Source organism: Vibrio sp. R15-SG3-ISO1A (assembly GCF_059833955.1).
Genome location: NZ_JCBDGH010000040.1, coordinates 1 through 13,704 on the forward strand (window position 1 = coordinate 1; position 13,704 = coordinate 13,704).

A 13,704-nucleotide genomic window follows, 5' to 3' on the forward strand; every position below is an offset into this window, starting at 1 on the left:
GCCAATATGGCCCTCAGGATCAAATTACGATCATTACGACCACGGCGGCGGATATGCTCAGACGCTATTTGTCAGCGAAGCCCCTATTTGCGAAATACAGTTCGTTATCTCGTGAAAAAGAGCTATTCGTGCCACGAAACGCACTTGAGAGTTAGCCAATAACAGTGAGTCTGTCAAATGACTCGCTGTGCTATTTCTCCTTATCCTGCTGAAAAATAAGTTTATTTTCTACTCCCTCAGAATTTAATTTTTTAGAAGAAATCGTTCTAATGGTTAAACGGATGATTTTCAATAGAAGCGCTGTTTGTCTTACTTTTGCAACGTGCATTTAACAAAATTGATCGTAAACTGGAAATTCGGCAGGGTGTTGCAAAGGAGAGTGACATGTTTAATCAATCGAAGATCCTTATCTGGTATCAAGTGGCGAGCCAGAAAGTATTTCTTGGTGAAGCGCTCAGCGATGAGCATCACGATGTGATTTCTATGTGGCTCAACGCCCCAGAAGAGCTCACACCTAGAGAGAGTTTGGGCTATCGACTTTCACTGTTTGATGATGACGGAAGACAGATTGGTGACAAACCCGTCTCCATGATGACCGCCGATGAGTTTTTGTCCGGTATTCGTCTTCAGATGTAACCTCAATCTCGATAGCTCTCTGGGTTGCTCTGGTCTTTTCAGTGATTCAGTATCGGCTGTTGAAGATTGGATATGAAGTGTCAAAATTGATAACAGCAGAAAAGAGTAAGGCCAGCATGACGCTGGCCTTAATGTTGTTGGGAATAGGAAGGTGCTTGATGTCAATCGGTATGCGCTCACCAATCGCTGTTAAGCGCGTTTTTCCTTAAGGCGATAATTGACGTCAGCCACTTCCACATCCGACTTTGCTCTGCATATACAAGGCAAAATTTCATCACCCTGTGTATAAGCCATCGCAAAACCAACGTATTCCACCTCGCCTGAGACCAAGGTGCAGCGGCACGCTCCACAGTGTCCATCTCGACAGTTATATTCAGGTTCCAGTCCGGCCTGTTCCATCGTCTCCAATATCGTGTTGGATGAATTGGATTGGATGGTGGTAATCGCGTTGATTTTGATACTTGGCATTACAGTTCGAAGTCCTTGAAGTCATCAGCACGTACGTCGCTGTCAATCTGACCGACAAGGTACGATGAGATCTCCGCTTCTTGCGGTGCGACTTGGACATTATCTGATGATAACCAAGCGTTGATCCAAGGGATCGGGTTCGATGTCGCATTTGGATAAGCGGCGCTCAGTCCGACAGCTTGCATACGAATGTTAGTAATGTACTCAACGTATTGGCAGAGGATGTCTTTGTTCAAGCCGATCATAGAACCGTCTTTAAACAGGTACTCAGCCCACTCTTTCTCTTGTTCCGCCGCAGCTTTAAACAGGTCGAAGCATTCTTGCTTACACTCTTCTGCGATCTGCATGAATGAGAAGTCATCTTGACCGTTGCGAAGCAAGTTGATCATATGTTGTGTGCCAGTCAAATGGAGCGCTTCATCACGGGCAATCAACTTAATGATTTTTGCGTTACCTTCCATCAGTTCACGTTCTGCAAACGCAAAAGAACATGCAAAGCTGACGTAGAAGCGAATGGCTTCCAATGCGTTGACAGACATCAAGCAGAGGTAAAGTTGCTTCTTCAAATTGTGCAGAGAAACCGTGACTTCTTCGCCTTTGATTTGATGAGTACCTTCACCAAAACGGTGATAGTCGTTGGTCATCTGAATCAAATCATCGTAGTAGCGTGAGATGTCGTCCGCACGCTTCAAGATGTGCTCGTTTTCAACGATGTCATCAAACACGAGACCTGGATCATTCACGATGTTACGAATGATGTGCGTGTAAGAGCGTGAGTGAATCGTTTCAGAGAACGACCAAGTCTCGATCCACGTTTCGACTTCTGGCAAAGAGACCAAAGGCAACAGCGCGACGTTAGGGCTGCGACCTTGGATCGAGTCAAGTAGCGTTTGGTATTTCAGGTTGGAGATGAAAATGTGTTTTTCATGCTCTGGCAGTTTGTTGTAGTCGATGCGGTCACTCGACACGTCGACTTCTTCTGGACGCCAAAAGAAAGAAAGCTGTTTTTCGATCAGTTTTTCAAATATCTCAAATTTCTGTTGGTCGTAGCGAGCGACGTTGACAGATTGGCCCAAGAACATAGGCTCTTTGAGTTGATCATTTTTAGTTCGGTTAAAAGTACTGTAAGCCATGATGCCTCAATTCCTTTTATGCCCCGAGACTCGGGGCATTAATTTGGTTAAACGTTGCAAATCCTAGTAAGCGTTAGATCTTACAACCGCCGCCTGCACAATCGTCGTCTTGCGGCTGAACGGCGTCTTTTTGGTCGTCGCTCGCGCCATCACGCGTGTTGTGGTAGTACAAGGTTTTAACACCGTATTTGTACGCGGTTAGAAGGTCTTGCAGCAGTTTCTTCATTGGTACTTTGCCACTTTCAAAACGACTTGGGTCGTAGTTAGTGTTCGCAGAAATCGCTTGGTCAACGAATTTCTGCATGATACCCACTAGGTGCAAGTAACCGTCGTTTGAACCAATATTCCAAAGCAGTTCGTAGTTGTTCTTAAGCGCAGTATAGTCAGGCACCACTTGTTTCAAGATGCCGTCTTTAGAGGCTTTGACAGAGACATAACCACGCGGTGGCTCAATACCGTTGGTGGCGTTAGAGATCTGAGATGAGGTCTCAGAAGGCATCAACGCGGTTAACGTTGAGTTGCGCAGACCGTGTGTCATGATCTCTTCACGTAGGCCATCCCAGTCGTAGTGCAGAGGCTCATCACACACTAAGTCCACGTCTTTCTTGTACGTATCGATAGGCATGAGGCCTTTCGCGTAGTTGGTCTCGTGGAACGATGGGCATTTGCCTTGTTCTTTCGCCAGTGCAACGGACGCCTTAAGTAGATAGTACTGCATCGCTTCAAAAGTGCGGTGCGTCAGTCCGTTGGCGCTGCCATCCGAGTATTTCACGCCATTTTTCGCGAGGTAGTAAGCGTAGTTAATGACGCCCACACCGAGTGTACGGCGGTTCATGGTGGACTTGTACGCCGCTGGTAATGGGTAGTCTTGGTAATCAAGTAGTGCATCAAGTGCACGTACGACCAAGTCAGACAACTCTTCGAAGTCATCCAGTGACTGGATAGCACCCAAGTTGAAAGCAGAAAGCGTGCAGAGCGCGATTTCGCCAGAATCATCTTCAACATTGCTCAGTGGCTTGGTCGGCAAGGCGATTTCAAGACACAGGTTCGATTGGCGAACCGGCGCAACGCTGGCGTCAAAAGGACTGTGCGTATTACAGTGGTCGACGTTCTGAATGTAAATACGGCCTGTGGATGCGCGCTCTTGCATCAAGATAGAGAACATATCGATGGCTTTCACCGTTTCCTTCTTAATCGATGGATCGTTTTCGTACTTAACGTACAAACGTTCGAACTCATCCTGATCTTCGAAGAATGCATCGTACAACCCAGGGACATCAGAAGGAGAGAATAGGGTGATGTTGCCACCTTGAACCAAGCGTTGGTACATCAAGCGGTTAAGCTGAACGCCATAGTCCATGTGACGAACACGGTTCTCTTCGACACCGCGGTTGTTCTTTAGCACCATCAATGTCTGAGATTCGCGGTGCCAAATAGGGTAGAAGACGGTTGCTGCGCCGCCACGAACGCCACCCTGAGAACAGCATTTGACGGCGGTTTGGAAGTATTTGTAGAACGGGATACAGCCAGTGTGGAACGCTTCACCGCCGCGGATCTCTGAACCCAGAGCACGGATTCGACCTGCATTGATACCAATACCGGCGCGTTGTGATACGTAACGCACGATGGAGCTTGCGGTCGCGTTGATCGAATCAAGGCTGTCGCCACACTCAATCAGTACGCATGAACTAAATTGACGCGTTGGGGTACGTACACCCGACATGATTGGCGTAGGCAGAGAAATCTTAAATGTCGACGTCGCATCGTAGAATCGCTTGATGTAGTCAAGGCGCGTCTCTTTCGGGTAGTTTGCGAACAAACACGCTGCCACAAGGATGTACAAGAATTGAGCGCTCTCGTAAATTTCCCCTGTCACACGGTTTTGAACGAAATACTTACCTTCCAGCTGTTTCACAGCGGCATAAGAGAAGTCGAGATCGCGGCGGTGGTCGATGTAAGCATCAAGCTCATCTAGCTCAGACTTAGTGTAGTCCTCTAGGATGTGCTGGTCGTATTTACCCATATCGACAAGACGCGCAACGTGGCTGTACAGCGTTGGTGGCTCATATTGACCGTACGCTTTCTTACGCAGATGGAAGACGGCTAAGCGAGCGGCGAGGTATTGATAATCTGGCGTCTCTTCTGAGATAAGATCAGCGGCTGACTTGATGATGGTCTCATGGATATCAGAAGTGGTGATGCCATCGTAGAACTGGATGTGAGCGCGAAGTTCTACCTGCGACACAGAGACATTATCAAGGCCTTCTGCTGCCCAGGTAATCACTCTGTGGATCTTGTCCAGATCAATGTTTTCTTTGCTGCCATTACGTTTAGTAACGGTGAGTTGTTGGTTCATTCTGCTTCATTTCCCTAACAAAACTGATTAAAGCCGTGTTTATATGTAATTCTTGTAAAATTGATTCCAGCTTTGTGATCAAAATCATTCTATACATTGTAGTACAAACACAATATATAGGGGTGCATCGATGTGCGGGTTACAAGATAGAGCTATCGAAGACGGTTTTCAAGTTACAGTTTTGGGATGACTTGTGGATAACTGACAAAAATAGAAAAAACAGTAAGTGACTACTAACCGATGAGGAAAGGGCAAACAAGATTGTACAAAATTACCGTTTTGGAATCGGTTTAGAAGTAACCATAAACAAAAAAAAATTCCTTGATCTTTGCTAATTTTTTTCTGCGTTTTTTGATGTGTTTAAAATGGAATCACGTGCACAAAAATCGACCTAAAAAGGCGGTGAACTTGTGCTACCGCCTAGGAGATGACCACTAGATGTTGTGCGCTGACGGGGTTCGTCGATCAACGTTTTTGGGTGTGGACGATGTAGTTCACGTCGACATTAGTGCCTAATCGATAGCGATCAGTGAGCGGATTGTAGTGCAGCCCGGTAATGCCGAGTTCAGTAAGATCCGTTTGATCAATCATCTTGATAAGCTCAGATGGGCGAATAAATTTCTCATGCTCGTGGGTGCCTTCCGGCACGATTTTGAGGAGCTTCTCCGCACCGACAATCGCAAAAAGATAAGACTTGATATTGCGGTTAAGTGTCGAGAAGAAGACGTGACCACCTGGCTTGACAAGGCGAGCACAAGATTGCACAACGGAAAGCGGATCAGGAACATGCTCAAGCATTTCCATACACGTCACAACGTCGTAACTTTGGGCATGGGTTTGCGCATGGTCTTCAATGGTACTCTGAATGTAGGTTAACTGAGTACCGGTTTCCAACGCGTGCAAGCGAGCGACTTCAAGGGGCTCTTTGCCCATATCGAGACCGGTCACTTCCGCGCCTTCTTTCGCCATGCTCTCAGCTAAGATGCCGCCGCCACAACCGACATCCAACACACGCTTGCCAAACAGCCCACTGGCTTTGTCGAGCACATATTGTAGGCGTAGGGGATTGATTTGATGAAGGGGCTTAAACTCGCCTTCTAAATCCCACCAACGTGATGCCATATCTTCGAATTTCTTTATCTCTTTTGGATCGACGTTTTGTGATTGGCTCATAGTCATCTCTGTATCCATACCTAGGTTATTGGGCGACATTATACTCAATCATCTCCTTGGCACCATGAAAGGGCGCACTTTTCTGTATGGCTGGCTAAAAAGTAGTCATTAATCAGCAAGATAATTCATGAGTGTGCAATTTCTCAGCGTTTGATTCACAACCAAGCTCACAACCTGATAAAACGAGAGGGAAAGTAATGCCGAACTATTGATTTGTGTGTTATATTTTTGCACCTTAAACGTATTGTACATACGATCTATAAATAGAGGGATAATGGCTCTATGAGCGATCTAGCTAAAGAGATCACGCCCGTAAACATTGAAGATGAGCTGCGAGGTTCCTACCTAGACTATGCGATGTCAGTCATCGTTGGTCGTGCTCTTCCAGATGTGCGTGATGGCCTAAAGCCTGTACACCGCCGCGTGTTATTCGCGATGAACGTACTAGGTAATGATTGGAATAAACCATACAAAAAATCTGCCCGTGTTGTTGGCGACGTTATCGGTAAATATCACCCTCATGGTGACAGTGCTGTGTACGATACTATCGTACGTATGGCTCAGCCGTTTTCATTGCGCTACATGCTTGTTGATGGCCAAGGTAACTTTGGTTCTATCGATGGTGACTCCGCAGCAGCAATGCGTTACACCGAAGTGCGTATGGCAAAAATTGCCCACGAACTTCTCGCTGACCTAGACAAAGAAACCGTAGATTACGTGCCAAACTACGATGGCACAGAGCAAATCCCTGCGGTACTGCCGACAAAAATTCCTAACCTACTGGTGAACGGTGCCTCTGGTATCGCGGTAGGTATGGCCACCAATATTCCGCCTCACAACCTAGGTGAAGTGATTGATGGCTGTCTGGCTTACATCAATAATGAAGAAATCACGATTGATGAGCTTATGGACTACATACCGGGTCCTGATTTCCCGACTGCGGCGCTCATCAGTGGCCGCAAAGGCATTGTAGACGCGTACAAAACCGGTCGCGGTAAGATCTACATGCGTTCTAAAGCGGAAATCGAAGTAGAGAAGAATGGCAAAGAGACCATTATTGTCACTGAAATTCCTTATCAAGTGAACAAAGCTCGTCTGATCGAAAAGATTGCTGAGCTGGTTAAAGATAAGAAAGTGGAAGGCATCAGTGCACTGCGTGACGAGTCTGATAAAGACGGCATGCGCATTGTGATTGAATGTAAGCGCGATGCAGTAGGCGAAGTGGTGCTCAACAACCTCTACGCACAGACTCAGCTGCAAACGACTTTCGGTATCAACATGGTGGCTCTAAATAACGGCCAGCCACAGCTATTCAACCTAAAAGATATGTTGAAGTGCTTCGTTGACCACCGTCGTGAAGTGGTCACTCGTCGTACTATCTTCGAACTACGCAAAGCACGTGAACGTGCGCATATCCTTGAAGCGCTATCCCTTGCGCTTGCAAACATCGATGAAGTTATTGAACTGATCAAAAACGCACCAACACCAGCAGAAGCGAAAGTGGGCTTGGTATCGCGTGGTTGGGATTTGGGTAACGTTGCATCAATGCTTGAGCGTGCTGGTACTGATGCCGCACGTCCAGAATGGCTAGAAGATCAATACGGTATCCGTGATGGTCTGTACTACCTAACAGAAACTCAAGCGCAAGCCATTCTAGAACTTCGTTTACACCGTCTAACCGGTCTAGAGCACGAGAAGATTCTTGATGAGTACAAAGCGCTTCTAGATGAAATCGCGGAGCTTATGCACATCCTGGCTAGCACTGAGCGCTTGATGGAAGTTATCCGTGAAGAGTTAGAAGCGGTACGTGATGGTTACGGTGATCCTCGTCGTACAGAAATCACAGCGGCCACCCATGACATCGATATGGAAGAGCTGATTGCTCGTGAAGACGTAGTGGTAACTCTGTCTCACGAAGGTTATGTGAAATATCAGCTACTGAGTGATTACGAATCTCAGCGTCGTGGTGGTAAAGGTAAGAGCGCCACCAAGATGAAGGAAGAAGACTTTATTGAGCGTCTGCTTGTCGCCAATACGCATGACAATATTCTCTGCTTCTCGACTCGCGGTAAGACCTACCGTTTGAAGGTGTACCAACTGCCTCAAGCAACACGCACAGCGCGTGGTAAGCCAATCGTTAATATTCTGCCTCTTGAAGAGGGAGAGCGTATTACCGCTATTTTGCCAGTTGATGAGTTCTCGGCAGACAAATACATCTTCATGGCGACAGGCGATGGTACAGTGAAGAAAACGTCACTGGATCAATTTGCCAATGTTCGTTCAAATGGTCTGATTGCAGTGAACTTGCGTGATGACGATTCACTGATTGGTGTGGATATCACTACCGGCGAAAGCGACATTATGCTGTTCTCTAAAGCGGGCAAAGTGGTGCGCTTTAGTGAAGATAAAGTCCGTGCGATGGGCCGGACCGCAGCAGGTGTGCGCGGTATGAAGCTAGCGGATGATGACCAAGTGGTGTCACTGATTGTTCCTGCGAACGAAGGCGATATCCTCACTGTGACGCAAAACGGCTACGGTAAGCGTACTGAATTGGCGGAATACCCAATTAAAGGTCGCGCAACCCAAGGTGTTGTCTCTATCAAAGTCTCTGAACGTAACGGCCCAGTCGTTGGCGCTGTTCAAGTAGAAGAAGGCGATGAGATGATGATGATCACCGATGCCGGTACACTGGTACGTACTCGTGTGGCGGAAGTGAGCCAAGTCGGTCGTAACACACAAGGTGTGACTCTGATCCGCACCGCTGAAGATGAATCGGTCGTTGGATTACAACGTATCGATGAAATCGAACAAGCAGACATCATCGATGGCGAAGATGCTGAGCAAGATGAGTCAGCACAAGTGAGCGCGCCAACTGACGCACCGGATGTGAATGACGGTGATGACGAGCAAGTGTAATCTTACTCTGTTACGTTGATAAAGAAAGCCGAGGTTAACCCCTCGGCTTTTTTGATCGATTAAAAATTGGCGTCAAAAATATATCGTTATAACAATAGTTTAGCTAATTGATGAGCGAAATTTAATTCACGTGCATAGGTGCTATTTTGCCTATAGAATGCGCGCGATGTTTATTTACTCACTCAATGCGAACCATGAAGTTATCACTCAAACAAAAACTCATTATTGCTAGTTTGTCGGCCGTTGTTTTGATGGCCAGCGTCTTGACTTGGCTGTCTGCCCAGCAACTTGCCAATCAAACTCATCAAGGTGTACAAGACCGTGCAGAAAGTATCGCCAATGCGGCGACCTCCGGTATTGCCGACTGGATAGCGATCCGTAAGGATATTGCGTCTGCCTTCAATCAATACGTTGGCGAAGAGAATGTTGTGCCTTATCTGCAACAAGCACGCAATGCTGGTGGCTTCGACGACATTTTCTACGGCACACCGAAGGGAGAGATGTTCCGTTCTCACCCTGAGCGCAATCGTGCCGACTACGATCCGCGAGTCAGACCTTGGTATATCGATGCCAAGAATGCAGGACGCCAGATGATCACCACGGCTTACCAAGATGCAATCACTAATGCGCTGCTTGTGACGATCGCTCAGCCGATTACGCAGGGTACGCAGCTACTCGGCGTGGTTGGCGCCGATGTGCTGATTGATCAGCTGATTAACGACGTCATCAACCTTAATGTAGGCAAAAATGCGCACGCGATGTTGATTGATACACAAGATGGTAATTTCCTCGCTCATCCTGATAAAACCTTGCTGCTCAAACCGGTCAGTCAGTTGTTCGACCGATTATCTTTGCAAGACATCAAACAAGCAGCAGACGAGGGATCGATACATCGATTACATCAAGGCAATCAAGAGAAGCTGTACTATTTCAAATCCGTTGCCCACACTCCTTGGATTTTTGCTATTGAAATGGATGTGACGACTGAAGAAGCGGCGCTCAATCAGTTGATGATCAAGCTGGTGGTGACGTCACTGGTGATCACGGCAGTGGTCATCGTACTGGTCTCTTGGTTGGTGAGCTTCCTATTCCGCGACTTAGTGCGCGTGTCGACCGCGTTGGAAGCCATTGCGTCAGGCGAAGGGGATTTAACTCAGCGTCTAGAGCCAAGAAGTGACGATGAAGTGGGTCAACTGGCGGCAAACTTTAATACGTTTGTCGGCAATATGCATGCGATGGTATCGAAGCTGAGCCTTGTGTCTGCCTCATTGTCTGAGCAATCGAAAAGCACAGCACGAAATGCCGCGCAGCGCAGTGAACGAATTCGTTTACAGCAAGATGAGATCAACATGGTCGCCACTGCCATCAACGAGATGGCGGCCGCGACGCAAGAAATTGCCGGCAACGCGGACCACACAGCGCAGAACTCAACCCAAGCGGTGTCAGCCTGTATGCAAGGCGGTAAACAAGTGGTGCAAACGCAAAGCTCGATTCAGAACCTGGCTAATGAAGTTAAAGTGGCGACAAAGGTCATTCAAGAGCTAGAAGTTCATGGTAACAGCATCAATACCATTCTTTCGACGATTCAAGACATCGCAGAGCAGACAAATTTGCTCGCCTTGAATGCGGCCATTGAAGCCGCTCGCGCTGGTGAGCAGGGGCGTGGGTTCGCAGTCGTTGCCGATGAAGTGCGCGTGCTTAGCCAACGCACACACTCATCGACCAAAGAGATCCAACACATGATTGAGACGCTGCAAGGCACCACGCTAAAAGCGGTGGGCATCATGCGTGATAGTGGACAATTAGCGGGGACCAGTGTTGAAGACGCGGATTTGGCGGCACAAAGCCTCACTGATATTCAACATGCGGTCGAGCGTATTAGCGATATGGCGACTCAGATCGCCTCAGCGGCAGAAGAGCAAGCGTCGGTGACGTCGGAAATTACGCGTAATACGGTTGGTATTCGTGATGTCTCCAATGAATTAGCCGATGAAGCGCATGACGCTGCGGCTCAAGCGAGACAGCTTTCCGAGCTCTCACTTGAGCTAGAGCATGAGATAAAGCGCTTTAAACTCTAAGCGATGAGATGAAAAGCCACTAAGTAGAGATATCATTGTTAAGATAAAACAACGCCCAGCTAAGCTGGGCGTTGTCGTTTCAGTCGAACAGGTCACTTAGTCAATGAGACCGTAGTCTGCGGCAAGAATATCGATGATCTCTTGCTTAGGATTATCGCTGAGCGTAATCGCTTTTCCCGTGATCTTTTCTGCGATACCTGTGTAGGTCTTTGAGATGTCCATCAACGCAGAGAGAGGAAGGGCATTGTCACGAGCTAGGGCTTCACGCTCAGGCATGCGATCTTTATTGAGCAAGATGTCTGGGTCAGGGAAGTGGTTTAGCAAGAACTGGCGGAACCCTTCTTTTGAGTTCTCGACAATATTGCCGGCTTGGTATTGTGCTTCATCCCAAATACGTGAAGAGTCCGGTGTCCCCACTTCATCCATGTAAATGAGTTTTTCCTGACCCGCCGCGTCGGTGACGTAACCAAACTCAAATTTGGTATCAACAAAGATTTGACCGACTTTCGCTAGCGCAGAGCTAATGACGCCAAAGCCTTCACTGAGTAGCTTCTCATAAAGCGCGATATCGCTTTGTTTTGAGAAGTTAAACGCGGCAAAGTTCTCCTCAATGTTACGGCGACTGATGTTGACGTCGTCCGCTTCTGCTACACCTGGAATGCCACGCAGAATGCCTTTAGTGGATGGCGTCATAAGTAGCTCTGGAAGCGCTTTGTCTTTCTCTAAGCCCTCAGGTAGTGTGATACCACAAAACTCGCGCTCACCTTTTTCGTAAGCACGCCACATTGAACCGGTGATGTATTGGCGGCAGATGGCTTCGATCATGATGGGCTTGGCTTTTTGCACGATCCAAACCAATGGGTGAGGAATGTCGAGAATGTGGCTGTCTGCGAGCCCATTGTCTTTAAACAGTTGGAACCAGTGGTTTGAGATGGCGTTTAACGCCGCCCCTTTACCTGGCACGCCTTTTAGATTCCCTTCACCGTGCCAAATGCAGTCAAACGCGGAGATACGGTCACTGATCACCATAATTGCCAGTGGTGCGTCAGGCGACACGTCGTAGCCTTTTTCTTCGATAAGGCGTCGGCTATCGGCTTCGGTTAGCCAATACACAGAGCGGACTTTACCACTGTGAACAGGTTTATCAGTGCGGATGGGAAGATCGTCATTAACGGCGAGAACTTGTTCTGCGAGACTCATTTAGACATTCCTATAATTTGTCAAAAATGGTTGATAAGCCATGAAGGCTATTCATTTGCAGAGCATGATACCAGAACTTTTTCTCGGTTCCAGATAAAAAGCAAACGTTTGCTTGTTTTTAAGTTGAATGGGTTAGACCTTGGTTTCAAATCAAGAAACCGCGAAAAGAAACGCCTCTTATCACAACGATAAGAGGCGAAGGCAGTGAGGTTTCGATTTAGTGGTAGTGATGCATAGACGCATCAACAAAAAAGACTTCACAGTGGTGCTGCTTGGCCAGTTCTTTCAATAGTCGCTGTTCGATAAGAGAGAGCTCACTGGAGGCAACCACCGCACTGGCATTACCTGATTGAATCGCTTTGGTCACAATATCGACTTCCGACTGAGTTTGCGATGGCTTCATGTGGATGATTTGATTGCAACGCACTTGATGAGAGGACAGTTGGGCAAAATCTGGACGTGGGCATTGACCTGTAAATAGAATCCACTGTTTCTGCTGTGACAGATCAGCCAGTCGTTCAAGGCTGGTGTCATCCAAAGATAGAGGCTGGGTAGGCTGAGCCAACACATTAAACTTTGAGTAGCCGTGACGAGGTGTTTGAACTGAAATCATAATACTGTCCTTTCATACATGCTGTATGTGTATACAGTAGTTTTGTTGTGGTGAAGACGCAAGCATTTTTTGCACGCAGAATGAGCGAGTTAGGTAGGTTGATAAAAGAAGTTTGTTTTCTAACTATCTGATAAATAGTTAAATTATATTGGTTTGATAGGTTGAAAGAGAGCTTTGAAAAGGTGCAGAAAATGTGATGGGTGACGCACTCTACTCAGCAGGAGGCCAAGTAGAGGCGAACAGGGTGAGAGGAGGTGCTAGAGAAAACGTTCTGGATAGTCGCTAAAAATACCATCCAATTGAGAAAGGTGTTTGAGTCGTTTCGGATTATTGATGGTGTAACACCACACTTCATACCCGGCATCTTGTAGCTTTGAAACGGTAGACTTGGTCGCCCATGTCGCGCCGATATTGCAGCCTGTCGCCTCCACCTCTTTGAGCAGTCGCCAATCCTTTCGCTTCAATCGCTCGGTAAGTAAAGCGCGTCGACACTGAGGAATTTGCTTCGCTAACTCGCGCATCACGTCATGGCTAAAACTCGACAAAATAATGCGCTCTAGCGGTATTGAGGTCGCATTGAGCGTAGAGGCCAATAGCGCGCATACCGATTGGGCGTCGTGGGTATCAACTTTCACTTCAATATTCAGCTTGATGTCGCTGGGTTCAATAAGTGTCAGTAGCTCTTCAAGGGTTAACAGGGTTTGTGGTGTCACTTGACCTTCATGGCGTGCCGCAAAGTTGAGTTGTTTGAGCGCACTGAGTGTCAAGGTGTCGACTCTGCCTGTACCATTCGAGCAACGGTCAACAGTATGGTCGTGACACACGACGAGATGCCCGTCTTTGCAAGGCTGCACATCGACTTCAACCCAAGTAAGGCCAAGATCTATCGCCGCTTGAATGCTGGCGGTGGTGTTTTCTGGATAGTGTCCTGCCACGCCGCGGTGGCCAATAATGAGCATATCTGATTCTCAACGGAGTGATTTGGACTGAGAATACGCGTCATTGAGTGGATGTGGTAGTCATTTTGCTCTCTAAGTTGTGCTCGCTCTTTCAACAGATTGCGATTAACTCTACTGGTTTTTATGTCATAAACGATATTTTTATCTGACATTTAATTTGAAGATAAAATTA

10 protein-coding genes and 1 pseudogene are annotated in these 13,704 nt (G+C 47.3%); 4 read left to right on the forward strand and 7 right to left on the reverse strand.

Annotated features, from left to right (window positions below; translation table 11 throughout):
- Together AC6R0L_RS06240 and AC6R0L_RS06245 are read left to right on the forward strand one after the other, a co-directional pair.
- Positions 1-155: pseudogene (locus tag AC6R0L_RS06240) on the forward strand (competence/damage-inducible protein A); the annotation flags it as partial.
- A 229-nt stretch (positions 156-384) separates the two neighbouring features.
- Positions 385-636 (forward strand): hypothetical protein, encoded by a 252-nt coding sequence (locus tag AC6R0L_RS06245; RefSeq protein ID WP_487903140.1) that lies wholly within the window; start codon positions 385-387, stop codon positions 634-636.
- A 189-nt stretch (positions 637-825) separates the two neighbouring features.
- On the opposite strand, the gene yfaE is transcribed toward AC6R0L_RS06245, so the two are convergent.
- From yfaE to ubiG, 4 genes are all read right to left on the reverse strand, one after another.
- Positions 826-1,104, reverse strand: coding sequence for a class I ribonucleotide reductase maintenance protein YfaE (gene yfaE, locus AC6R0L_RS06250; RefSeq protein ID WP_487903141.1), 279 nt, complete (start codon positions 1,102-1,104; stop codon positions 826-828).
- On the reverse strand, positions 1,104-2,237 hold the full coding sequence (gene nrdB / locus AC6R0L_RS06255; protein ID WP_334552297.1) for a class Ia ribonucleoside-diphosphate reductase subunit beta: 1,134 nt from the start codon (positions 2,235-2,237) through the stop codon (positions 1,104-1,106). Before nrdB ends, yfaE begins: the two co-directional genes overlap by 1 nt.
- A gap of 73 nt (positions 2,238-2,310) precedes the next feature.
- On the reverse strand, positions 2,311-4,593 hold the full coding sequence (nrdA, locus tag AC6R0L_RS06260; protein WP_500628610.1) for a class 1a ribonucleoside-diphosphate reductase subunit alpha: 2,283 nt from the start codon (positions 4,591-4,593) through the stop codon (positions 2,311-2,313).
- 465 nt (positions 4,594-5,058) lie between these two features.
- Positions 5,059-5,766 (reverse strand): bifunctional 2-polyprenyl-6-hydroxyphenol methylase/3-demethylubiquinol 3-O-methyltransferase UbiG, encoded by a 708-nt coding sequence (gene ubiG / locus AC6R0L_RS06265; protein ID WP_487903161.1) that lies wholly within the window; start codon positions 5,764-5,766, stop codon positions 5,059-5,061.
- A 282-nt stretch (positions 5,767-6,048) separates the two neighbouring features.
- Here ubiG and gyrA point away from each other — a divergent pair, with 282 nt between their 5' ends.
- Both gyrA and AC6R0L_RS06275 read left to right on the forward strand, forming a co-directional pair.
- Positions 6,049-8,682 carry a DNA topoisomerase (ATP-hydrolyzing) subunit A gene (gyrA, locus tag AC6R0L_RS06270; protein WP_487903143.1) on the forward strand — a complete coding sequence of 878 codons (2,634 nt, stop codon included), beginning with the start codon at positions 6,049-6,051 and terminating at the stop codon, positions 8,680-8,682.
- A gap of 194 nt (positions 8,683-8,876) precedes the next feature.
- Positions 8,877-10,760, forward strand: coding sequence for a methyl-accepting chemotaxis protein (locus AC6R0L_RS06275; protein WP_500628611.1), 1,884 nt, complete (start codon positions 8,877-8,879; stop codon positions 10,758-10,760).
- A gap of 96 nt (positions 10,761-10,856) precedes the next feature.
- Here the strand turns inward: AC6R0L_RS06275 and AC6R0L_RS06280 are convergent, their stop codons facing one another.
- From AC6R0L_RS06280 to AC6R0L_RS06290, 3 genes are all read right to left on the reverse strand, one after another.
- A complete protein-coding gene (locus tag AC6R0L_RS06280) occupies positions 10,857-11,960 on the reverse strand; it encodes a phosphoribosylaminoimidazolesuccinocarboxamide synthase (RefSeq protein WP_500628612.1) in 1,104 nt (367 codons plus the stop codon).
- A 217-nt stretch (positions 11,961-12,177) separates the two neighbouring features.
- The gene (locus tag AC6R0L_RS06285; RefSeq protein ID WP_334552291.1) at positions 12,178-12,573 is read right to left on the reverse strand and encodes a SulA-like leucine-rich domain-containing protein; all 396 of its coding nucleotides are present in this window, start codon (positions 12,571-12,573) and stop codon (positions 12,178-12,180) included.
- A 257-nt stretch (positions 12,574-12,830) separates the two neighbouring features.
- Entirely contained in the window at positions 12,831-13,532 is a 702-nt protein-coding gene (locus tag AC6R0L_RS06290) for a glycerophosphodiester phosphodiesterase (RefSeq protein ID WP_500627666.1), read from the reverse strand.
- Positions 13,533-13,704 lie beyond the last annotated feature (172 nt).